The sequence below is a fragment of the Rhizobium sp. YTU87027 genome, from assembly GCF_050644135.1.
GTDB lineage: Bacteria > Pseudomonadota > Alphaproteobacteria > Rhizobiales > Rhizobiaceae > Rhizobium.
Genome location: NZ_CP098440.1, coordinates 292,744 through 315,661, shown reverse-complemented (window position 1 = coordinate 315,661; position 22,918 = coordinate 292,744). Strand labels below are relative to the sequence as shown.

The 22,918-nt window shown below is 58.3% G+C and carries 22 protein-coding genes; 1 reads left to right on the top strand and 21 read right to left on the bottom strand.

The window, feature by feature from the left end; translation table 11 throughout:
• Position 1: 1 nt before the first annotated feature.
• The 19 genes from fliR to NBG89_RS01500 form a co-directional block, all read right to left on the bottom strand.
• Positions 2-754 (bottom strand): flagellar biosynthetic protein FliR, encoded by a 753-nt coding sequence (fliR, locus tag NBG89_RS01590; RefSeq protein ID WP_431321424.1) that lies wholly within the window; start codon positions 752-754, stop codon positions 2-4.
• Positions 751-2,838 (bottom strand): flagellar biosynthesis protein FlhA, encoded by a 2,088-nt coding sequence (gene flhA / locus NBG89_RS01585; protein ID WP_431321423.1) that lies wholly within the window; start codon positions 2,836-2,838, stop codon positions 751-753. The genes fliR and flhA overlap by 4 nt, the downstream gene beginning before the upstream one ends.
• 88 nt (positions 2,839-2,926) lie before the next feature.
• The gene (gene fliQ, locus NBG89_RS01580) at positions 2,927-3,193 is read right to left on the bottom strand and encodes a flagellar biosynthesis protein FliQ (RefSeq protein ID WP_431321422.1); all 267 of its coding nucleotides are present in this window, start codon (positions 3,191-3,193) and stop codon (positions 2,927-2,929) included.
• A 63-nt stretch (positions 3,194-3,256) separates the two neighbouring features.
• Positions 3,257-3,691, bottom strand: a complete 435-nt coding sequence (gene flgD / locus NBG89_RS01575; RefSeq protein WP_431321421.1) for a flagellar hook assembly protein FlgD — start codon at positions 3,689-3,691, stop codon at positions 3,257-3,259.
• Entirely contained in the window at positions 3,682-4,131 is a 450-nt protein-coding gene (gene flbT / locus NBG89_RS01570) for a flagellar biosynthesis repressor FlbT (RefSeq protein ID WP_007796651.1), read from the bottom strand. The genes flgD and flbT overlap by 10 nt, the downstream gene beginning before the upstream one ends.
• Complete coding sequence (gene flaF / locus NBG89_RS01565; RefSeq protein WP_431321420.1) at positions 4,128-4,475, bottom strand: flagellar biosynthesis regulator FlaF; 348 nt, start codon at positions 4,473-4,475, stop codon at positions 4,128-4,130. Before flaF ends, flbT begins: the two co-directional genes overlap by 4 nt.
• A gap of 36 nt (positions 4,476-4,511) precedes the next feature.
• Entirely contained in the window at positions 4,512-5,633 is a 1,122-nt protein-coding gene (locus tag NBG89_RS01560) for a flagellar hook-associated family protein (protein WP_431321419.1), read from the bottom strand.
• A 3-nt stretch (positions 5,634-5,636) separates the two neighbouring features.
• Positions 5,637-7,106 carry a flagellar hook-associated protein FlgK gene (gene flgK, locus NBG89_RS01555; protein WP_431321418.1) on the bottom strand — a complete coding sequence of 490 codons (1,470 nt, stop codon included), beginning with the start codon at positions 7,104-7,106 and terminating at the stop codon, positions 5,637-5,639.
• Positions 7,107-7,124: 18 nt separating this feature from the next.
• Complete coding sequence (locus tag NBG89_RS01550) at positions 7,125-8,408, bottom strand: flagellar hook protein FlgE (protein WP_431321417.1); 1,284 nt, start codon at positions 8,406-8,408, stop codon at positions 7,125-7,127.
• A gap of 128 nt (positions 8,409-8,536) precedes the next feature.
• Entirely contained in the window at positions 8,537-9,208 is a 672-nt protein-coding gene (gene rem, locus NBG89_RS01545; RefSeq protein ID WP_088691394.1) for a transcriptional activator Rem, read from the bottom strand.
• 283 nt (positions 9,209-9,491) lie between these two features.
• Positions 9,492-10,055, bottom strand: coding sequence for a lytic transglycosylase domain-containing protein (locus NBG89_RS01540; RefSeq protein WP_431322753.1), 564 nt, complete (start codon positions 10,053-10,055; stop codon positions 9,492-9,494).
• A complete protein-coding gene (locus NBG89_RS01535) occupies positions 9,997-11,406 on the bottom strand; it encodes a flagellar hook-length control protein FliK (RefSeq protein WP_431321416.1) in 1,410 nt (469 codons plus the stop codon). Before NBG89_RS01535 ends, NBG89_RS01540 begins: the two co-directional genes overlap by 59 nt.
• Position 11,407: 1 nt before the next feature.
• Positions 11,408-12,715, bottom strand: coding sequence for a chemotaxis protein MotC (motC, locus tag NBG89_RS01530; protein WP_431321415.1), 1,308 nt, complete (start codon positions 12,713-12,715; stop codon positions 11,408-11,410).
• Between the two features lie 3 nt (positions 12,716-12,718).
• Positions 12,719-14,017 carry a MotB family protein gene (locus NBG89_RS01525; protein ID WP_431321414.1) on the bottom strand — a complete coding sequence of 433 codons (1,299 nt, stop codon included), beginning with the start codon at positions 14,015-14,017 and terminating at the stop codon, positions 12,719-12,721.
• On the bottom strand, positions 14,014-14,649 hold the full coding sequence (locus tag NBG89_RS01520) for a hypothetical protein (protein ID WP_431321413.1): 636 nt from the start codon (positions 14,647-14,649) through the stop codon (positions 14,014-14,016). The genes NBG89_RS01525 and NBG89_RS01520 overlap by 4 nt, the downstream gene beginning before the upstream one ends.
• A 166-nt stretch (positions 14,650-14,815) precedes the next feature.
• Positions 14,816-15,781, bottom strand: coding sequence for a flagellin (locus tag NBG89_RS01515; protein ID WP_431321412.1), 966 nt, complete (start codon positions 15,779-15,781; stop codon positions 14,816-14,818).
• Positions 15,782-16,048: 267 nt separating this feature from the next.
• The gene (locus NBG89_RS01510) at positions 16,049-16,957 is read right to left on the bottom strand and encodes a flagellin (RefSeq protein ID WP_431321411.1); all 909 of its coding nucleotides are present in this window, start codon (positions 16,955-16,957) and stop codon (positions 16,049-16,051) included.
• Between the two features lie 257 nt (positions 16,958-17,214).
• The gene (locus NBG89_RS01505) at positions 17,215-18,105 is read right to left on the bottom strand and encodes a flagellin (RefSeq protein WP_431321410.1); all 891 of its coding nucleotides are present in this window, start codon (positions 18,103-18,105) and stop codon (positions 17,215-17,217) included.
• A 277-nt stretch (positions 18,106-18,382) separates the two neighbouring features.
• Positions 18,383-19,273 carry a flagellin gene (locus NBG89_RS01500; RefSeq protein WP_431321409.1) on the bottom strand — a complete coding sequence of 297 codons (891 nt, stop codon included), beginning with the start codon at positions 19,271-19,273 and terminating at the stop codon, positions 18,383-18,385.
• Positions 19,274-19,621: 348 nt separating this feature from the next.
• Between NBG89_RS01500 and NBG89_RS01495 the strand changes: the two genes are divergently transcribed.
• A complete protein-coding gene (locus NBG89_RS01495; protein ID WP_431321408.1) occupies positions 19,622-21,547 on the top strand; it encodes a glycosyl transferase in 1,926 nt (641 codons plus the stop codon).
• A gap of 113 nt (positions 21,548-21,660) precedes the next feature.
• Here NBG89_RS01495 and fliP read toward each other — a convergent pair whose 3' ends face one another.
• Complete coding sequence (fliP, locus tag NBG89_RS01490; protein ID WP_088691384.1) at positions 21,661-22,398, bottom strand: flagellar type III secretion system pore protein FliP; 738 nt, start codon at positions 22,396-22,398, stop codon at positions 21,661-21,663.
• Positions 22,395-22,913 carry a flagellar basal body-associated FliL family protein gene (locus tag NBG89_RS01485; RefSeq protein WP_431321407.1) on the bottom strand — a complete coding sequence of 173 codons (519 nt, stop codon included), beginning with the start codon at positions 22,911-22,913 and terminating at the stop codon, positions 22,395-22,397. Before NBG89_RS01485 ends, fliP begins: the two co-directional genes overlap by 4 nt.
• Positions 22,914-22,918: the final 5 nt, after the last annotated feature.

Genomic DNA, 22,918 nt, shown 5'->3' with positions numbered 1-22,918 from the left:
GCTACCTGCCGATGAAGACGCTGGCGAAGGATTGGCCGAACTGGCTGACCAGCGCCGCCACGGAGAAATAGAAAAGGAAAAGCCCGCCGAGAAGAAGATAAGGCGTCGATATGAAGTAGACCGGAATCTGCGGCGCGAGCTTGTTGATGAAGCCGATGGCGATGTTGAACATCAGACCGTAGATCAGAAACGGGCTCGAGAGCCGCAGCATGATCATGAATGTCGATGACAGCGTGTCAGTAAACGAAATGAGTGTACTGCGCATCTGCATGATACCGCCGAAGGGCATCGACGTGTAGGAATCGACCAGCGCCCTGAATACGATGTGATGAAAGTCCATCATGAACAGGATCATCATCCCGGCAAAGGTGATGAAACCTGAAAGGCTGCTTTCCGGCGAGTCCTCGAAGACATCCGCCGCAGCCGGCTGGGTGTATCCGACCATCATCGCAATCACGCTGGCCGCGAACTGCAGGCCGAGCGTGTAGACGCGGGCAAGCATGCCATACATGACGCCAATCAGCGATTCGCTGAAGATGTAACCGATGTAGGTGGCATTCGATGTGTGGACGATCGGATAGACAGTGTCCCAAAGCACAGGCAGGATCGCCAGCGACAGGGCAGCAGCAATAAAAATCCGCAATTGCGCCGGTACCCTGGCAGACGAAAAGCCGGGCATCGCCAGGACGCAGCCGCCGATCCTGCAAAAGATCAGGAACAGCGCCAGAACGGTCCCTTGCGGGTCAGTTATCATGAAATCGAGCCCAGAATCTTTATCTCGATGCCCTTGGCCAGCTCGACATGCGACAGAACCGGGAGCGTTGCGAACAATCGTTCGATGATCATGCGCACATAGGATCGTGTTTCCGGCGAGGTGACAAGGGCGAACGGCAGGCCGCGATCCATGAATTCACGGATAACTTTCGTCGCCTGCTCGCTGAACTCCTCCAGCATGCGCGGGTCGATATCGAATTCGATGATCTCGCCCTTGTTGTCACGCTTCAGCGCCTGATGGAAAGCGAGGTCCCACTTGCTGCCGAGTCGCAGCACGCGAAGCACGCCGTTGTCGGCAAGGTCGCCGCATAGCTGCTGCGCCATACGAACGCGGACGTGCTCGACAATCTGCTCGGTCTTGCGGACATGCGGCGCGAGTTCGGCGACGGCTTCCAGGATGAGATGCAGGTTGCGGATGGACACGCGCTCGGCAAGGAGCAGTTTCAGCACCGCCTGCAAGCCGGAATAGGACATATGCGACGAGCAGATCTCGTCGGCCAGCTTCTTGTATTCCGGATCGAGCCTGTCGATCAGGATCTTCACGTCCTTGTAGGACAGGAGCGCCGGCAGATTGTTGCGGATCACTTCGCTCATATGCGTCAGCACGACAGAAACGTTGTCGATCGGCTGGAAACCCTCGCGCTTCAGGTCCTCGGTGAAGGCTTCAAGAATGGAAACCGCCGGCATACCGAAGGCTGGTTCGCGAATCTCGTCGCCCGGAATGCTCGGCTTTCGGCCGGAGCCGGTGACAACAAGAACTTCACCGACGCGCAGCATGTTGGAAGCCACCGTCGTGCCATGGATTCGGATCTGATAGGATTTCTCGGCAATACCGATGTCGTCGGTGACCTTGATTTCCGGAACAACGAAACCGTACTGCGTCGCGAACTTCTTGCGCATCTTGCCGACGCGGAAGGCGAGCTCCTGGTGGGCACCAAGCAGACGCGTCGATACCATCTTACCAAGCGCGAGTTCGATTTCCGATGTGCGCAGCACCGACTTGACGGAGTCCTTTTCAAGTTCCTTGCTCTGGACGACCTTCTTCTCTTCCTGCTCGCGCCGGGCCTTATTCTCGGCCTCGACCTGACGAGGAATGAACCAGGCACCGAAGGCCAGAAGACCGGAAAGGAACATGAAGGGGACAAACGGTAGACCCGGCATGAGGCCGAGGATCGCCATCAGAACAGCGGACACGGAAAGCGCACGCGGATAGCCGCTCAGCTGGTTGACGACCGCCTGTTCGGTGGAACCGACAGTGCCGCCGCGCGAGACGAGAAGGCCGGCGGCGAGCGAAACGATAAGCGCCGGCATCTGCGAGACGAGGCCGTCACCGACCGAGAGCTTGACGAAGACATCGGCTGCCTCGCCGATCGGCATACCGTGCCGGAAATAGCCGATGATGATGCCGCCGAAAACATTGATGCAAGTGATCAGCAAACCGGCAATCGCGTCGCCGCGAACGAATTTCGACGCACCGTCCATGGCACCGAAGAAGGAGCTTTCCTCCTCCAGCTCCTTGCGGCGGCGCTGGGCCTCCTTCTCATCGATGATGCCGGCCGAGAGGTCGGCATCGATCGACATCTGCTTGCCGGGAATCGCATCGAGGGTGAAGCGCGCGCCGACCTCCGCGATACGCGTCGCGCCCTTGGTGATGACGATGAAGTTGATGGTGATCAAGATCAAAAAGACGATCAGACCGATCACGAAGTCGCCTGACATGACGAGGCTTGCAAAGCCGGCGATGACGCCGCCGGCGGCATCATGACCCTCGTTGCCGTGCGAGAGAATGACGCGCGTCGTCGCAATGTTCAGCGCCAAGCGCGTCATCGTCGCGATCAGAAGAATGGTCGGAAAGGACGAGAAATCGAGCGGCTTCTGGATCCAGAGCGCCACCATCAGGATCAGCACCGAGAAGGCGATCGAGAAGGCCAGTCCCATATCGATCAGGAACGGCGGGATCGGCAGGAAAAGCACGCAGATAATAACGATGATGCCCATGGCAAAACCGATATCACGTACGCTAAGTCCGGCTTTCGGGAGGGGGAGTGCGGGAGGTTGCGCCATTTCGATTCCGTCTCTTCATGAGAGGTGCGGGCATGATGCCCACCAATTCGGAACGAGAACTAAATGGCGAAGCTTGCGCGAAGGTGGCTCAGAAGCCCGACTGAATGCGCGAAAACACCATATTGGTGAAAATCGAAATCTGCGACCCCACAAACGGCGCCGAGATCCCGATGGTGACGAGGACGGCCACGATCTTCGGAACGAAGGTGAGCGTTGCTTCCTGAACCTGCGTCAGCGCCTGGAACAACGCGATGATCAGACCGACGATCATGGCCGCCGCGACCGCCGGGCCGGCGGAAACAAGAACGGTCCAGATCGCTGCCTGGAAGAGGTCAAGTGCATCAGCTTCATTCATCTCAGGCAACCTCATATCGCCTTGCGGTCCGTCCGACGTGGCCGAACCGCCTCACAATTGCACTTAGCTCGACGACGACGTCGTCGGGGCCGTGTCAGACAGGGTGATTCCCGCCTGCACGAGGATATTACCGCCATCCGTCGTTGTCGCAATGATGCCGTCGGAATAGACCTTGACCGAAGCAACCGTGCCTTTGACGGTACCGTCGGCGCTGGTCATGTATTTTCCGATGTAGCTGCTGCCCTGCGTGAGGCTCGAGCTTGCCAGCAGGCTGTCCAGCTTGGTGTTCGTCTGGATTGTCTGCTCGACTTGCGAGAAGCTTGCAAGCTGAGACATCTGCTCGCTGGCATCGACCGGATCCGTCGGATCCTGATTCTTCATCTGCGCGATGAGCAGCTGCAGGAAGTTGTCGTAGTTGAGCGTCGCCGACTGCTGCGCGCTTGATGTGCTGGACGACGACGAGGTGCTCGACGTGCTTGAAACGCCACTTACCGCCATGGTGCGATCTCCTTGCGAATCTGCTCGACCATCGTAGGCGGCATTTCGTGGTTGTTGAGAATGCTGTCTTCGATCGGGTAGAGACCGCGGATCGCCTTCAGCGCGTCGAATGCGCGTCCGGTCGAGACGAGGCCATCAATGCGCTTCAGCTCCGCGAGAACTTCCTCGTTCTTGAAGCAGGTGAGCAACATCGTGATCGACTTGCGGAACATCGCCGTCGATTGTTCTTTGCCCTCGGGATTGATCAGAATCATCTGCGCGATGAAGTAGAGCTGGCGCAGAGGCGTCGTCGCGTCTTCCGGCTGGAGGACGTGGTTTTCGAGAAGGAATGTTACATCATTCAGGAATTCCAGCGCGACCTTGCGATCGACGCGCAAAACCGCACCGTTAATGAAGATCTTTTCCCCGGCTTTAAGCGAGATACGAAGTGTGCTTTTCATTTTAGTCCATCCCTGATGATGGTGGTAACGTCGATAATGCCTTGGTAGTTCGTCGATTGCCGGCGCCTGATCCGATCGCACTCCTTCAAGATCCAGATAGCGATCGAGATGAGGTTAGCCCGCAACTGGATTTCAAGCTGGTTGTCCGGATGCTTGAGATCCTCGATGAAACTCACCCAAACACGCCGGGTGTAGAACAATGCATCAATGGCTTCCCGGCTGTATTTCTCTTTGTCCCGCGCAATCGACAGCAGCGCGATGGATCGGTCGAGAACCTGGCGCTCCCGCTCCTTCGCATCGGCCACCGAGTCCTCCATGATCTCGGAGTAAGAGAACTGATACATTCATGCATCCTTCTTTGTCTTTCGTACCCTTGATCATCAAAGGTAGTTCACGAGACTCAACTGCTGGATTTTCGATACGATCGTGTAAGCGGTCTCCAGCTGCGTCTGGAGAGTGTTGACGAGTGTCGATGCTTCCGAAGTATCGACGCCCTGGAGATCAACGAGCTTGTTCTGAAGGATGCTCGACTGGGCATCGAGCGCGTCATTGGCTTTCTCGACACGTTCCTGCGAAAGGCCGAGCTGGCTCGCCTGAGTCACGATGCCGGTCGTTGCCTGGGCGGCGTAGCCGATCGCCTTCGACGTGACCGTACCCAGTGCGTCCGCACTGAGGCCCTGGCCTGCCAGCGCCGACACGGTGATCGACGCCAGAGCGAAGTAGCGCATGCCGTCCGAATTGGAATTGGTAGAGGACGTGACGACTTCCGAGTTGCTGATGCGGCTCGTCATATTCTGGCTAGAGGCGCTAGACCAATCGCCCCAGGCTGGCGGCGTCACATATGCGGCAGGCGCCACCGGAGTGGGCGCGCCAGACGGGGGGAAGGAGGCCGGACTGGAGGTCGCGTCGAACGTGTCCTGAGAGAACATCGGCTGCACGAAGTCCGTGATGAACGTGTCCATCTCCGTGCCGGTCAAATCCGACACGTTTTTGCCCAAACCGCTCGCGTAGGCTTCGAGATTCGTCTGGATTGCCGTCGTCGCAGCAGTCGACTGGTCGGTCATCGGCTGAACGTCGGTGTTGATACCGGAGAACAGGTACTCGCCGTTGAGCATCGAGTTGCCCGTATCCATCAGCTGTGACAGCGCATCAGTCGCCGACTGCGTCGCGACCGTAATACTGGTCTGATCCTGGCTACCCTGAAGCGCGGTCAGCTTGGATACGAGTGAGTCGCCCGCCGTCTTCATGCTGTCGAGGCCGAGCTGCGAAGCCTCCATGCGTGCCGAAACGACGGAATTACTGCCCTTCAAGGCCGTGATCCGGCTGATTTCAGACGTGAAATTCACGCTCTTGGCCGCGCCCGAACCCAGGGAGGCGCCGATATCGGCGTAGACGCCGGTCGTTGCTTCGAGAGACGAGCTGACCAATTGCTTCTGCGACTGGCGGATCGTCAATCGCATTGCATTCTGAATGGCAGAGCTAGAAATAAATGAACTTTTCATGGCTTAACTCGCTATGTCCAGCAATGACTTCAGCATTTCGTCGACGGCATTCAGGATCTTTGTGCCCGCCTTGTAGGACTGCTCGATGTCGAGCAGCAGCGTCAGTTCCTCATCGAGATTGACGCCGGTCTCGTTCGAATAGGCTTCCGTCGAACGCGAGAGCGCCGCCGAAGTATTTTCGGACGCGGTGGTCGCGTCACTTCGATACTGCTCAAGCCATCCAACCGAATTCGAGGCGTAATCCATGATGCTGACGTTGGACGAAAGGCCTGCATCCGACGAGAAGGTCTGTGCCGTGCCCATCGCCGTGTAGAGCGCGTCGAGATTGTCGGAGAAGCCACTGCTGTTCGTCGTGTTGAGGTTCGTCAGTCCGCTGATCGACCCGTCACGCAGCTTCATCGGGTCGCCGCCCTGGCTGGTGATGACGGCTGTGTTAACCGAAATCGTTGCGGAGATCCCGTCGATTACGCCAGTCGTCGTCGGCACACCCCCAGCGGCGCCGGTCGAGGTCTTCCAGACGAACAGACCGGGCGCCGTCGTCGCAGGCGTACCCCCGTCGCTTTCAGAGAACATGGACACAAGCGACTTTGCGATTTCATCCAGCTGAGACTGGAACGTCGGCGCGATGTCGTCGCGGACCTGAAGAAGCGCCTGAAGGCTTCCCTGGGCCGATGTCGTCGACCCGGTGCCGCTCGCAAGCTGGACGCCGTCTATGTAGACGCCGTTGCCCTTGGTCTGCGCGGTGTAGGTGTCCTGCGCAACGAAGGTAACGGTGCGCGGTACAGTGTCGAAAACAACAGTTCCGTCGGTCGTGTAAAGCGCCATGTCGCCGTTATCACGGTCAACTGCGTTGACTCCGACGATCGAGGAAATCTGCTTCAGCAGTTTCTCGCGCTCATCCAGCGCATCGGCCGAATTGCCGCCGGTCGCGGTCGCGCTCTTGACCGCGTCGTTCGCGGTCTTGAACTGGGCGAGGAGCGTATTGAGCGTTGAAACCTGCGTGGCAATGTCCTTGTCGGCGCTCTGCCGAACTGCCTGAACGGATTTCGATGCGCTGTTCAGCGAATTCGCAACGTCCTGCGCTGCGGTGATCGCGCTTTGAGCTGCGATCGTGCTGCTCGGCGATGTTCGAAATGCCTGGAGCTTTTCCTGGAAGGTGGACAGATAGGTCGCGGGCGAGGTCTCGTAGTCGTTACCACCCATGATCGACTTCAGGTCGGTCAGCCCGGACAGCAGAGTCTGCTGTCCGCTGTCCTGTGCGCTGGCCTTCAGCCATTGCCGCAGCAGCGCGTCTTCCTGAGCGCGGCTGATTTTCACGACCTGCGCTCCATTCAGCGAGGTGGTAACCATCGCCTGCCGGCGCACGTAGTCGCTGTTGCTGGAGTTCGAGATATTGTTCGACACCACACTGCTTTGAGTGCCGGTAGTGTTGAATATGCTCTGTGCAGTATTCAGTGCGGAAGTGAGCGACATGGCTTATCCGAACCCTATTTATCTCTTGAGGTTGACGAGGACGTCCATGATGTCGGACCCCGTCTGGAAGACCTTGGAATTGGCGGTGTAGCTGCGCTGCGACTCGATCATCTCGGTCAGTTCGCCGGCGAGGTCGACGTTCGAACTTTCCAATGCGCCCGACTGGATCGAGCCGAAGCCATTGGTCTGCGGAAAGCCCGTGACCGTAACACCGGACTGCCCGTTGGCACTGTAGACGTTGCCGCTCATCAAAGTCATGTTGTCGGGGCTGGCAACGGTTGCCAGGGGAACGCGATAGACCGGCTTGGAAGTGCCATCGGAATACTTTGCGTAGACCGTGCCGTCCTTGTCGATCGTAACACTCTTGACCGGGCTGGCTGCCTGCCCGTTCGGGGTACCTGTGCCGGAGAAGTCGGAAGCCAGCTGCGTGAAGCCGCTAAGGTCCATCGCGATCGATCCACCCGTTACCGGATCAGTGATCGTCATTGCGCCGGACGTTGTCGTCGTATCTAGCTTGCCGTCTAGGTCGTAGGTCAGCGTTGTCGATCCGACAGCAGCAGACGAGTAGGGGAAAGATGACGTGCCACCTGTGGCCGCATCGGCATGTCTGAAGACAGCGACCTCCCAGCTTCCAGAGGTCGTCGCCGTCGCTGCTGCAGTCTTGGTGAAGTAGAAGTCGTACTGAACGGTGTTGCCGAGCTTGTCGTAGCCGACCATCGACATCTGCTTGGTATCGCTGGTGACCGTCGTCGGGTTGGAACTCGGCAGGCCGGTTGTCGCGACATTCGCGTTTGAGTTCAGGTTGCCTGAGAACGTACCGGTGGTCGAGGCAATCGCCGTCAGACCGGACTGGTTGACGTTGATCGGAACCAGGCCGGAGAAGCCGTTGACAACCACGGCCGGGGCGCCGGCGTCATAGGAATAGCCCATCAGCGTGTAGCCGGCGGAATTGACCAGATTGCCCTCGTCATCCTTGGTGAAGTCGCCTGCGCGGGTCAGGACCGGAGTGCCATCCGGGCTCTGAACGATGAAGAAGCCGTCGCCCGAGATCGCCAGATCGTAGCTGGACGTGGTGTAGGAGATATCGCCCTGCTCGGAAACGGACTGACGAACGGACGTCTGGACGCCGCCCGAATTGTAGTTGCCCGAGGTCGACGGCAGCACCAACGACGAGAAGGCGGTCGAAACAGCCTTGTAGCCCGTCGTGTTTGCGTTCGCGATGTTGTCGGCGACGGTACTGAGGCGGTTTGCCTGGGCGTTCATGCCGGACACGGCCGTCTTCATGCTGCCAAAAATGCTCATCTGAAAACCTCGATTCCCTTATTAGGCTTGAGAGTATTTGGCGGGCCTTGCGTGAAGCTGTCTGGGGCCGAACCATCGTCGAGAGAATGATCGACTAGATCCAGGCAACGCGGCCCGGTCTGAAAAAATCAGTTCCAATCAATGCAGTAGCCAAGGAAGCGCTTCGAATCGACCGGATCGAAACCGAGCTTCTTCCGGAGCTTCTTGCGCAGCTTGGAAATGTGGCTCTCAACGACGTTTTCTTCGACTTCCTCGTCGAAGATCCCGTAGATCGCGTTGAAGATCTGCGTTTTCGTGACACGGCGTCCGCGGTTTGCGATCAAATACTCGAGGATACGGCGCTCGCGACGGGGAAGCGCGAAGACTTCGCCGTGAATTTCCGGATCACGACCATCAGAGAACACGCGGATCGCGCCAATGTCGGTGTGGCTGGAAATCGCTTTAAGTCGACGCCGGATGGCGGCGGCTCGTGCCAGGATCTCGCGCGGATGGACCGGCTTGCGTACGACGTCGTCGACGCCACAATCAAAAAGTGCAAGGGTGTTTTCGAGCGACGGCTGGTCACTGACCGCGATAACCGGCGCCATGGTCCGGTCGCGAATCGCGCGGGGCAGCTCGAAATTCTGCTGCCCCTGCCCGATCAGAAATGCCTCGACAGCCGCGATATCGGAATCGGCCGCCGTCTGAACCCATTCACCGAATTCATTTGGATCGAACCCCGTGGAAGGTATGCCTTCCCGCCCGAAAAGTGAAGTGTAACCATCTTTCACGAGCTCACGCTCATCAACCACTACGATCATTCGTCCGCCTCCGAATCACTTGTGGTACCTCGATGCTCTATGGGTACGAATCGCGCGATTCTGGGACAAGCTGTAGGAACTAACTGGCAGAAATTAATAGTTGATTAAGAATTGAGGCGCGATTTGATCTAGATGTAGTAGCTCCTCTCAATTATGCACACAAATATTTCGTGGAAAAGTTAACGGCGGCTAAAATGTGACTTGTCTTGCCACATTGAGACAGATTCTCGCCACAATATGACACATTTCTGTTTTGTTCTATTTTCTACCAGTTTTGATTGAATCAATTCAGGCAGAAGTTGCTCGCATTGGGAGTCCATTTACCGTAGCCGGTGGCGACCAGATTGGCGATGACCCGGCAGACATACTGCTTCTGAGCAGGGTCGTTGTTGGGCCCGGCGTGATAACGGGCGACCGCCATCGTCCATGTTTCGTGACGGTCATGGAGATTGCGCAGGAACCGCGCCGCGTATTCCACATTGCGGCGGGGGTCGAACATCTCCTCTGCCGACCGGAAATTCTCACCATGGTAGTACTGGTTGATCTGCATGCATCCGATGTCGATGAGCTTCGCGCCTGATCTGCGCGCAGCATCGATCTGCCTCAGAGCGTCCTGCTCGGAGGGTGGAAAGAAGGCCTTTCCTTCGATGTTCAGCGCGTAAGGATAGAGCGATCCCTTGCGTCCGGTTTCAGTCAGGCCAACCGAATAGAGAATGCCCTCGGGGATACCGTACTTCAGTGCCGCCGCCTGGATCTCCTGTTCACAGGCACTGTTGGAGGCCTGCGCGCTAGAGGTAGACGTCGCCAGTGCGACCGCTGCCAGCGGCGCTAGAAGAAGCGCTTTCAACACCGCCTTCGCCCGAGCCATTGAAGCCTCCGCCAGTTCGCTGTCCTGATTGATTTTGGCGTTCTCGCGCCTCGCCGCCTTGACCCTGCTGAGCAAAGGCCTGGCCTTGCTGCTGGCCCTGCGCACCCGTTTGATTGCCGGCGTCCGAACGGTCCACGGGCGCCATGCTGATCGTCACGTTGTCGATCGCGTAGCCCTGGCTGCGCAACGCCTCGATGATCTTGCCGTGATCTTCCTTGAGCTGGCGATAGGCCGCTCCTGTCTCGACCTTGAGGTCGACGTTCAATGCGTCGCCCTGCAGTCGCATTGTGGCGGTGACCAGGCCAAGGTCGATCGGGTTCATCTGGATCTTGAGCGTATTCACCACCTTGCCGGTGCTGGTCCACTCTGCAGCGTTCGACAAGGCAGATGCAGGCTGCATGGCGTGGGCCCACTCCGGATCACCTGAAATCGTGGCCGTCACCGCGGCAGAATTGGTGTTCTGTGCAAGGCCGATGTAGCGGCGCGAATCCATAACCGAGACGCTTTCGATGTTGACCTTGCCGGGCTCGGCGGCATCCTTGTCGATGCCAAGGTGCATGTCCATGGATTGACCGCTGCCGTCGGCGCGGCTCAGCCGGAATGTCGTCGGATCAATATCGCCGGCGACCACTGTGCCGGGCACCTGGGCGTCGACAGTCGTATCGATGCCGGCGAGAGTCGCGTCAACAGACGTTTCGGCCTTGGGTTTGGTACTCGCAACGGACTTTTCTTTCGGATCGGTCGATACCTTGCCATCAGTCTGTTGGCTGGTCGCGGCCATTGCGGCGAACGCTGCCGCCGCAGATCCGTCAGTCGGAGCTTGTTTCAACAAGCTCAGCACGTCTGAGAGGGTGTCATCGCCTTCCGCGCCCTTCTTGACCTCGGTGACCTCGGCGCCGTCACGCTTAGCCGGCCTGGTGACCTTGGCCGAATGTGCCGTCGTTTCATCGTCCAGCTTATCGGCAAGATCCTGCGAGCCGGCTTCCTCGGCCTGCCTGCCATTGGCCTTCGGGTCGCGCTCCGCCTTTTTGGTCTCCTTGTCGGCCGACCCAGTCGTCTTTTCTTTCGTCTCCGTCTGCGCGGCCACGGAGGTGCTGCCGAGATCGATCAATGCCTTCGTACGCGCGTGAGGCGACGTAGCCGAAGCGCTGCCGTCACCAGCATGTTGGCCGGCAGTGGGCTGCTCGGCCGAATTGCCGCTGGCCTTGTTCAGCACATCGAAGAACCCGCCTGCATCCGCATCGCCGACGTTGCCCGTCTGACGGCCAGTGCCAACCGTGGAGGCAGCCCCTGCTCCAGACGCTCCCCCCGAAACGCTGATGTCCATCATCTCAATTGCTTTCTTTGTTCAAGAGGCCGTCGATCTCATCAAGCTGCGATCGGCTTGATGTCACGAATGCGCTGAATGACGGGTCGGCGTCCTGCTGTCCCCCAACATTGGATGGCGGCGCTGCAGCCGCGTCTCCGACAACAGGACCTGGAGCGGGATTTGGTATCTCTCCCTGCTCCGCCTCCGGTGAGGCCGCTGCCTGTTCAGAAGTAATTTCTTGATTATAAGATTTAGGGGTCGTCGCTTGCGTCAAGCTTGCCGGGTCCGGCGGACGAAGCACTTGTTCTGCAATGGCTTTTGCTGCCACTCTGAGAGCCTGATCGCGTGGCGACAGTTCCTGATCGGGAATGGATGTGATGTTCTTCGCGGCCGTATCAATCTTGTCCGTCGAGATCGCCGCCATTCCGCCGTAGAAATCCGCAAGCGCTCCAAGGGCGTTGTCGGAGTCACCCGCAAGCGTCTGCGCGCGTGCCGCGGCCATCCGCGCGAGATCACCCTTGCCGGCGATCGCCGCCGCACGGGCGATGCGCAGATAGACCTCGCGCTGCCTGGCCTCGTCCATGAAGGAGAGGATATCAACAACGTCGTCAGGCTTTACCTCATGATCATGATTGACCAGCAGCTTGACGAAAAGATCCGCGAACTGGCTTGCATAAGGCGAATGCAGGAAGCGACGCACATAACGCTGCGAATAAGCAAGCCCCTTATCCACCATCCCGGCTTCGACGCAGATCGATACGGAGCGGCGTAACGCCGCCTCCTCGACGATCGTGCCCGGCGCATTGAGGCGCGCCTGGTCATACAGCTTCAACGCTTCCATCGGGCTCTTGGCGATGGTGACATTGCCGCCGACCAGCGCAAGATAGGGACCGATTTTCTTATCCTTGTACTCGTTTGCGGTCTCGACAAGGCTCTTGGCGACAAGCAAGCCCTTGCCGCTCAGATACTTGCGCAACACATCACTGACGCGATTGTCGAAGTGACCGTTCACATCGCGGGCAACAAGATATTCGAGCGTCTCAGGATTGCCGCCACTCATCGCATAGATCAGCGCCGCGTCGACGTTTCTGGCGTCGTCAAAAACCGCCGGATCGATGGTACGCAGACGCTGATCGATCGTACCGAGCATAAAGCGCTGCATCTCGGCGGCGGAGTGATCGCCAAGCACGACGGAATCCTGCACGAACTGCAGTGACCGCAGCATCTTGTAAGGCGCAATGTCCTCCTGACCTTCCGCCTGTGCGACGGCAGCAGAGCTTACCGAGAGGCTGAGAATCAGAAGCAGAAGATGACGACGGTGACGGACCATGGATTATCCCTGATCCGCCTGCAGCAATATTTCGATACGCCTGTTGGTCGCGTTGAACGGGTCCGCCTGATCTTTCAACTTGCGATCAGCAAAGCCAGAGACCTGCGATATCCGCTTCTCGTCGAGACCACCGCGAACGATCATATAGTAGGCAGCCTGGGCACGATCCATGGACAAGCGCCAGTTCTCGTTCTCGCCCTTATACTGGCGGCCGTCCGTGTGGCCGCGGATGACGACCGCGCCCGGCTTGCTCTTCAAGATCTCACCGATCTTTTCCATCGCAAGGACCATCTCCTTGCGCGGAACGGCTGAGCCAATGTTGAACATGGAATCGTCGCTCTGATCGGAAATACTGACCAAGAGGCCACCCTCCGACGGTGTTACCGTTAGACCTTCGGCAAGCTTGCCGGCAATGCCGCTGATTTGCTGGGCGATTTCCTTTTGCAGATCCTCGGCCTGCTTCTGTTCGACGGCCCTTTGCGCCTGGGTCTGCGGCTTTTCCTTGCCCTCCGCATTTTCAGAAACCGTTTCCACCGATGACGCAGCGTGTTGCGACTTGCTCTTTGCGGCTTCCTTGGCTTGGTCGTCCGGAGCATGGCCGGCGTCGGCAGCCTTCGTCAGATCCGCCGACGTCTCGGTTTCGGCCTTGGCAACTTCGGTGGCATCTGCCACGCCATTGGCGGGAGCGTCGCTCGAAGCCGGCTGCTTCTTGTCGGCGTGCGTCACTTCGACCTGCTTGGTCCAGAAGTCCGGATCGAACGGATCACGATAGGCCTGACCGCCGTCGGCCCCGGTTGCCGGGCCGGAGTCGCTGGCGCCGCCCTCCCCCTTGGCGCTGACGTTTGCCTGCTGGCCGACTTCCTGCGCGATCTCCGCCAGAACCGAATAAGGATTCTCGAAGAAATCGGCTTCCGAGTAGTTGGTCTGGTCGCCGGACGTCGAGGTCTGATCGTCGCCGTTTGCGGCCGAGGCCCCCTTGGTCGGCTCGTCCTCTTTTTCCTTCGACTTGTCCTGCTTCTGGTCGCCGTCCGCCTGGTCGACAGGCTTCTTCAAGCCTTTTTCCGTCGGCTTTTCGTCGGCGAGCTTGATCGGATTGAAATAAGTCGCAACCGAGGCCTTGGTTTCCTCGTTTGCGGCGTTGACCAGCCACATGACGAGAAAGAACGCCATCATGGCCGTCATGAAGTCGGCATAAGCGATTTTCCAGGCGCCACCGTGAGCACCGTCGTGATCACCGCCGCCATGCCGCTTGACGATGATGATCTCGTTCTTGCCGTGGTGGTGGTTTTCGCTATCACTCATTCCAGAACTTTCTTCAAGCTCGTCGCCCAAGCGGACATGCGCGTGACAAGGACGGCGTCGCCAAATTCAACGGTCAGGTCGACATCGCCGGTTTCATGATGGCGCAGAAGGCCGGCCTTTTCCCCGAGTGTGTTCTTCAGCACATCGAACAGCCGGGCCGGGCCCTTGACGGTCACACTGCCGACGTCCCCTTCCAGCACCGCCTCGCGAAGTATGCCGGCAAGATCGACGGCAGCCCTCTGTGACAGGGCATCGGTCATCACGGGCGCCAGCGCCTTCGCGACCGTCGCGCTGACAAGCGCTGCAATCTCATGCGCCATGGCATCCAACCGGGAGGCGATCAGTTCCGCAGCCTCAACCTCGTACCGATCACGGAGCTCTTCGACTTCGCGTTGATGAACGAGCGCGACCGTTTGCGCCTCTAGTTGATACTTTTCCGTCAGCACTGCGGTCGCCTCGGCATAGCCCTCGGCATGAGCACCGCGGCGCTCGGCTTCGACATCCACGACCGGCTCGGTTGCGATCTCTGCAAAGCCGCCGAAATCGTTCGCGAGATCGTCGGCTTCCGCGACGGGAGCGATGACGACGGGCTCACCAAAATCCTTGAGGTACCGAGAAAGCAGCGCACTCACCGAAACCACCCTCTGGCTGCTAAAGACTGCGACATGCCGCGCCCCATCATGAACTGACAACTGATCAGGCACGGTTTCCGCACTGCGCCTTTGTACCGAAACTAGGGTGTCAAACTTGCGCGAGGATGAAGGGCGAAGCCAAGCGGGCCCGACGGCGCCCCGGCCACTATTGCAGCAGGATCAGCACTTTGCTGGCGGCGGTGTTCAGGATAGAAATCGCCTGAACGCCCATCTTCTGTTGCGTCAACAACGCCGTCTGGCGGGTCGATGCTTCGTCCATGTCGGTGTCAACGAGCGCACCGACACCCTTGTCGATGACATCGGACATATCCGCGGTGTAGGAAATGCGGTCGCTGATGCGTGCGCTCATAGTGCCAAGACCGGCAGCCGTCGTGGTCAACTGTGACAGGATAGAGTCGACCACGTCCAGCATGTCCGTCACCTGCTCGCTGGTGGTATTCTCGTCAAGTGCTATCTCCGTTCCGCTTGCAGGACTCGTCGAACCGGCGTCCAGCAGATAGTAGTTTCGCGCCGTCGAGGTGCCGTCGGAATTGAGCGTATTTGCGTCAATGGTCTTCGTGAGAAGGCCGCGGTTGGCATCCGTCGTGTCAATCATGACTGTCTGGTCGGCCGGGTAACTGATCGTTTGCGCCTGGTACTCGCCGTTCGTGCCGCGCACGAAACCGCCGATCACCGAACGCGACGTCGGAAGCGCGGTATCGCGATTGAGGAGCCAGTTCTCACCTGCAAAGCTCGTCGTCTGGACCGTCGTCTGCAATTGACCCTTCAGTTCTGTCAGGGTTGTATTGAGCTTCGTCTTGTCGACACCCGCCTCTTGAGCCGTCACCAGGGTTTTGCGGATCTCGCCCAGCTGGTCAATCAGGCTTTCCATCGAGGTGTAGGCGGTGTCTACCTTCGATGCACTGACGCCGAGCGCGTCGTGAACGTTCTGCAGAGAGCTGCTGTCCGAGCGCATGACGCTCGCAAACGACCAATAAGTCGCGTCATCCGCCGCTGTTTCGACGCGGTAGCCTGACGAAACCTGCTGCTGAACCGTCGCGACGTCCTTGTTGATGATGCGCAGCGCCGCGAGGGCGTTTACCTGGGCCGAGCTGGTAATTTTGTAGGTCATTTTTTCTGCTCTGAGTAGGGAAACGGGACAGGCCGGCGACCGGCAGCGACTGACCTGGCGTCATGCCCCCGGCTGGTCTCCCAGGCCGGCTTGTCGCTAAAAAGCAAATCAACTGTTAAGCGAAGTTAACCAAGGCCCGGAGCTGGCGCAAGAGCAGCAAGATCGGCGCCGCAAGCCTCGCGCAATCTTGATTATCGTTTCAAAAACAAAGAGAAAGCCGCATCGACGATGCGGCTTTCGATCTCGTCCATATGAGTTGCGGCACTCTTAGCCCTTGAACAGCGTGAGAACGTTCTGCGCGCTGGAGTTTGCGATCGACAGTGACTGGATCGCCAACTGTTGCTGGGTCTGCAGGGCGGTCAGCTTACTCGATTCCTCTTCCATATCGGCGTCGACAAGGCGTCCGACGCCCGAGTCGATCGAGTCACTGAGATTGGAAACGAAGCTTTCCTGCAGGTCGATGCGCGTGGAGATCGAGCCAAGCTGCGACCCCGCCTTGGTGAGCGCACTGAGGCCGGACTCTACGGTCGTCAGGGCGAGATCGATATCGGTAGAACTAAAGCTCGTGATATCCATCGCGTAGATTGAGCCAACGCTGCCTGAGGACGTACCGATAATGCCAGTCGTCGTGTCGATCGATCCTGACGTCGTCATGCCGAAAAGCACGTTGCCGGCGGAGGTGTCGTCGAGAACGTATTGGGTCGTCTGCACGGAAACCTGACCATTGGCATCGCGGACGAACGAGGAGACGACGCTCTTCGTCGTATTCCCGGCCACCCAGTTTTCACCGGAAAACGAGGCTGATTGCGCGACACTCAGCAATTGCTGCTGAAGTTGTCCGATCTCGTCTTGGATCTTGGTCTTGTCGACGCCCTTTTCCGTCGCCGCGACGATCTTGGCCTTGATCTCGCTTACGATATCAATAGCGCTGTCCATGGCCGAGTAGGCGGTGTCGACCTTCGCGGCGCCGAGTCCGAGCGCATCGGACACAGCGGAGAGAGCCTTGTTGTCCGAACGCATGGTCGTTGCAATTGACCAGTAGGCGGCGTTGTCCTTGGCTTCTGCGACACGGTAACCAGACGAAACACGGTTCTGCGTGTCCTCCAGGTTGCCGTTGATGCTCCGCAGTGTCTGGAGAGCGGACATTGCCGCTACGTTGGTCAAAATGCTGGTCATGAAATTATCGCCCCTTGCTGGCAAATATTGAAAAGGGACATTCCGGTCCGCCACCGGCAACGGCAATCAGCGTCATGCCAGCTAACCGCTTCTTAAGCTTGGTTAACATACCGTTTTGTTGATGGCAGAAAACACGAGTTTGGTTAACGGTTAGTTAATAGGCATTAAAAAAGCCGCGCCCTGGGAGCGCGGCTTTCCACGATATCCGCCGGAAGCACCAGCGGCTCTTCTTTGAAGCGCCCGAAGGCGCCCTAATATTAGCTGCGGAACAGCGAGAGGATGTTCTGCGAAGAGGAGTTCGCGATCGACAGCGACTGGATGGCCAGCTGCTGCTGGGTCTGCAGGGCGCTGAGCTTGGAGGACTCTTCTTCCATGTCGGCGTCAACCAGGCGGCCAATACCGGAGTCGATCGAGTCGCTGAGCGAGGAAACGAAGTCGGTCTGGATATCGACACGCTGCTGAAGCGAGCCGAGCTGCGAGCCGAGTGTCGTCATGCTCGTCAGAGCGGATTCGACGTCCGTCAGCAGGTTGTCGACGTCGCCCTGGGTCGTGCTGGAGCCGATCGTGAAGCCGTAGATCGAACTACCCGAGCTTGCACCGGTGGCGCCGAGGATGCCGCCCGTCGTCGTGCCGTCGAACAGGGTGTTGGTAGCGCCGAGCGTATAATCGGTGGTCTTGATGGCGACTGCGCCGCCGGTGCCGCGAACGAAGGACGATACGACGCTGACGGTGCCGCCGGCGTTGTTGACCCAGTTTTCGCCGTTGAACGACGCGGACTGAGCAACGCTGTAGAGCTGTGCCTGCAGCTGCGTGATTTCGTCCTGCAGCTTCGACTTGTCGACGCCGGCTTCGCTGGCGGCAACCAGCTTCGCCTTGATTTCGCCGACGATGTCGATGGCGCTATCGACGGCCGTGTAAGCGGTGTCGAGCTTGGCGGCACCCATGCCGAGGGCGTCGGAAACAGCCGAGAGAGCCTTGTTGTCCGACTTCATCGTCGTGGCGATCGACCAGTAGGCAGCGTTGTCGGAAGCCTTGCCGACGCGCAGACCAGACGAAACGGCATTCTGCGTGTCCGACAGATTGCTGTTGACGTTACGCAGCGTCTGGAGAGCTGCCATTGCGGAGTTGTTGGTCAGAATGCTGGTCATTTTAATTGCCCCTTTGGCAGAATGTGTAAGAAGGGACATTCCGGACTACCGGGAACGGCGGTCAGCGTCATGCCTGTTGACCGCTTTACTGTGCTCAGTCAACTCGCCGTTTCGATAGGCACATAAGACAGCAGCATGGTTAAGAAACCCTGAACTCAAAAAAGAAAAATAGTTAAAAATATCCTTATATTAGCTCGACTTATTAACTTACGATTAAAACATTTACGGCCGGGAGAACCCGGCCGTAAATCGCTTCTCAGATGGCTGGTGACGGCTATCAGCCGCGGAACAGCGAGAGGATGTTCTGCGAAGAGGAGTTCGCGATCGACAGCGACTGGATGGCCAGCTGCTGCTGGGTCTGCAGGGCGCTGAGCTTGGAGGACTCTTCTTCCATGTCGGCGTCAACCAGGCGGCCAATACCGGAGTCGATCGAGTCGCTGAGCGAGGAAACGAAGTCGGTCTGCATATCGACGCGGGTTTGAATCGAGCCGAGCTGCGAGCCGAGTGTCGTCATGCTCGTCAGAGCGGATTCGACGTCCGTCAGCAAGTTATCAATGGCGCCCTGGGTCGTGCTGGAGCCGATCGTGAAGCCGTAGATCGAACTACCCGAGCTTGCACCGGTGGCGCCGAGGATACCGCCCGTCGTCGTGCCGTCGAACAGGGTGTTGGTAGCGCCGAGCGTATAATCGGTGGTCTTGATGGAGACCGAGCCGCCGGTGCCGCGAACGAAGGACGATACGACGCTGACGGTGCCGCCGGCGTTGTTGACCCAGTTTTCGCCGTTGAACGACGCGGACTGAGCAACGCTGTAGAGCTGTGCCTGCAGCTGCGTGATTTCGTCCTGCAGCTTCGACTTGTCGACGCCGGCTTCGCTGGCGGCAACCAGCTTCGCCTTGATTTCGCCGACGACGTCGATGGCGCTATCGACGGCAGTGTAAGCGGTGTCGAGCTTGGCGGCACCCATGCCGAGGGCGTCGGAAACAGCCGAGAGAGCCTTGTTGTCCGACTTCATCGTCGTGGCGATCGACCAGTAGGCAGCGTTGTCGGAAGCCTTGCCGACGCGCAGACCAGACGAAACGGCGCTCTGCGTGTCCGACAGATTGCTGTTGACGTTACGCAGCGTCTGGAGAGCTGCCATTGCGGAAGTGTTGGTGTTAATGCTTGTCATAAGTCTGTCCCCAAAAACAAAATACAAAAGGAGGACATACCGGACTTCAATACCGGCGATGACGGACCAGCTTCATGCCACTCGGTGCCGTTTCGTTTGAGCAACCAAACCCGTCATGTCGAGGGGCAATCTCGCAGTCATTCATTGCCAACTCATTAAACCGGCTGACGAAACGGCGTCGGCTCCGCCGGGTGGTTAACAGTCTGCGAACGCTCAGCGAATCCCGGCTCGGTAGCGGACACCTGCTTCAAGCAAGCTTAATGTGTCTAGGTGTTTTAAACCGAGTGCGCATCGGGCCGAGAGACTGGCAGCTGCGCTCATTGACGACGTTCCTGATGGAGTGAGTTCTTGAATACGAATATATCGTTTGCGGCAGCATCGAAGGACTACCAGAAGGGCCAATATCTGAAATCCTTGGAAGTGCTAAACAAGCTCATCAACACCCAGCAGGACGTCAAGACCTACGTTCTCCTGGCCAAGAACCTTCTCAAGTTGGGCTTCAAATCGGAAGCGGCAAGCGCCTATGCGCTTGCCGGCGAACTCGACAGCGACAAGGAGTCGCCCTACACGCGTGAAGCTGCCCTCCTGTATTTTGCCTGCGGCGACGAACAGCAGGCCTTGCTGCAGGCACTGCGCGTCATGACCCTTGCTCGCTCGGACGCCGAGTTAGCTTTCGTTCTTGCCTCTATCCATCTCAAGCAAGGCCGAAAGGATCTCATCAGCCCCTACCGCAAGGTGATCTCCGAGAGCAGCAATCCCGACCACGCCCGCCTTGCAGTGCGGCTCCTCAGCGACGACGTTCTGGACGCAACGAACGCGACGCTCGTCTATAATCTGTTCAAGAAGTTTCCCGAGATCATGCCGCTCCGGCTGCTCAAGCTCGTCTTCGCTCGCGAGGTGTGCGACTTCGAGCTCGTCGCCAAGGAATTCCAGCCGGTGCAGAAAATGCTTGATAACGGCGACCTCAGCGTCCTGGAACGCGACAATCCCTTCTATAATCTCCACTGGTGCGGTGACGAAGCGCTCAATGCCCTTGCTTCTCACAATCCATCTCTTCTGTTGAAAGAAGCGGCAGCGCGACGAAAAGCCGTCCCCCACAGCTGGAGCAAGAAGATCCGTATCGGATATCTTTCGTCCGACTTCTGGGCCGGACATGCAACCATGAAGCTGCTGCGCCGTGTTCTGGAGCTGCACGACCGGGACAAATTTGAAGTAACGCTCTTCTGCCATACCGAAGAAAAATACCTGGAACATGAGGCCGGCACTGTCGATCGCTCACTTTGGGGTGATGTGTGCATCGTGCGTGACATGACAGACGAGGAAGCCGCAAAGGCCATCCGGGAGCGGCAGATCGACATTCTGGTCGATCTCAAGGGACACACATTTGGCGGCCGATCCAGAATCCTGAACTATGGTTGTGCTCCGCTGCAGGCAACATGGCTTGGTTTCCCAGGCAGCGTCACCGACGTCGACCTTGATTATTCCATCGGCGACCGGTTCGTGCTGCCCGCGAGCAGCGAAGCGAACTATTACGAGAAGCTGGTGCGCATGCCAGATTGCTATCAGCCCAACGACCCCGCCAATCGTCCGAAGCCAAGGCCAACGACACGTGCCCAAGTGGGGTTGCCGGAGGGAGCATTTGTCTTTGCCTCGTTCAACGCAAACCGCAAGATCAACACGGCGATACTCGACGTCTGGTGCAACATCCTGAAACGCGTGCCAAACAGCGTGCTTTGGCTGATGCTTTCCTCGCCACGCACCGAGAAGAACCTGCTCAATTACATGAACAAAAAAGGGCTGGAATCAGATCGAGTGATCTTCAGCCCGCGCGTGTCCTACGAAGAGCACATCGATCGCCAACAAGTGGCCGATCTTGGCGTCGATACCTTCCCGGTCAACGGCCACACGACAACCTCCGAGCAACTCTGGGGTGGCTTGCCGGTTTTGACTGTCAAGGGTACAAATTTTGCCTCTCGCGTCAGTGAAAGCTTGCTCAACGCGATAGGTCTGCCGGAACTGGTAGCCAGCGACATCAAGGCCTATGAAGACATGGCCGTCGAGCTTGCGAACGCCCCCGTCCGCATCGCTGAATACAAGCGCCGCATCCGGGACAATGCTGTCATCATGCCATTGTTCGACGCTGAGCGTTTCACCCTGCATCTCGAAAGGGCTTACGAAATGATGGTAGAGCGCGCGAAACTCGGGCACGAACCCGACCATATCGACGTCCCGGCGCTGCCACCCCGTACGGAACCATTCTTCAGCTTTGGCTAGGGAGCGGGGCCCGCCGGCCCTGAACTGACCCCCGAAAGTGAATTGCCCCCCGAAAGTTGGACAAAAACCTTCGGGGGTTTCTTATATCATGCTGCGTTTAGCAGCGGTACGGCTCAGTGGAACGAGCGGACGAGGCTTCCGACCAACAGGTTCCAGCCGTCGATCAGCACGAAGAAGAGGATCTTGAACGGCAAGGAAATCGATGTCGGCGGCAGCATCATCATGCCCATCGCCATGGTAATCGTGGCAACGATCAGATCGATAACGAGGAAGGGGAGAACGATCAGGAACCCGATCTCGAAACCGCGCCGGATCTCTGAGATCATGAAAGCGGGAATCAGGACACGGTAATCGATCTTTTCTTCAGTCTGGACGCTCTGGCCGCGCTCCCGCGCCAAGTCCACGAAAAGTGCCAGGTCCTTGTCACGCGTATTGGCCGCCATGAACGTCCGGAAGGGCTCGGCGATGCGTGTGACCGCCTGCTGTTCGTCGATCTGATTTGACAGAAGCGGCTGAACACCGGTCTGCCATGCCTGATCGAACGTCGGCTGCATGACGTAGAAGGTCATGAACAGCGCGAGCGACAACAAGATCATATTCGAGGGTGTGGACGACAGGCCCATTCCCGACCGAAGGATCGAGAAGGCGATGATGAAACGCGGGAAGCTCGTCACCATGATCAGGATGCCAGGCGCGACCGAAAGAACGGTCAACAGGCCGAAGGTTCTGATGATCCATGCCGCGACCGAACCGTCGACCGGCAAGTTCAACAAATTTGTCGGGAGCTGCTGCGCATGCGCCAGCTCCGGTGCCGCCATCATGGCAGCGAACAGCAATAGGAATCGAATCATTCGACGACGAAGGTCCTGAACATGACCTTCGATACGCGTCCTTGCGCGCGAAGGTCAACACGCTCCTGGATGTCATCCTTAAGATATTCGAAGCCGCGTGGCCCCTCGATCTGCTGCAGAGAAACGGTGCGAACATAGGAGAGAATATCCTGGTGGATATCCTCCGCGATTTTTACGTCAGGCGGACCATTGAACAGCAGGGCCACTTCTAGGCGAACCCAATTTTCGGATGGATAGGCAAGGTTTGAGGTGATTGGCTCGAGCTGCACGACATTGTTGGCTTCGGTCGAAATGTGAGGCAGGCCGGCCTCACCTTCCTTCTTCTGTGCGGCCTCGTCCTTAGCCGCTTTGGCCTGCTCGGCCTGTTCGGCGCCCTTGATGTTCGGCGCAACCATGCCGCCGACCACCCAGCCGCCGCCGGCGCCGAGTAGCGTCAGGATCGCGAGCCCGGCGATGGTCATCACAGCGGCCGATTTCCTCTTCGGCTGGCCTTCGGCGTCTTCTGTCTCTGCCATGGTAT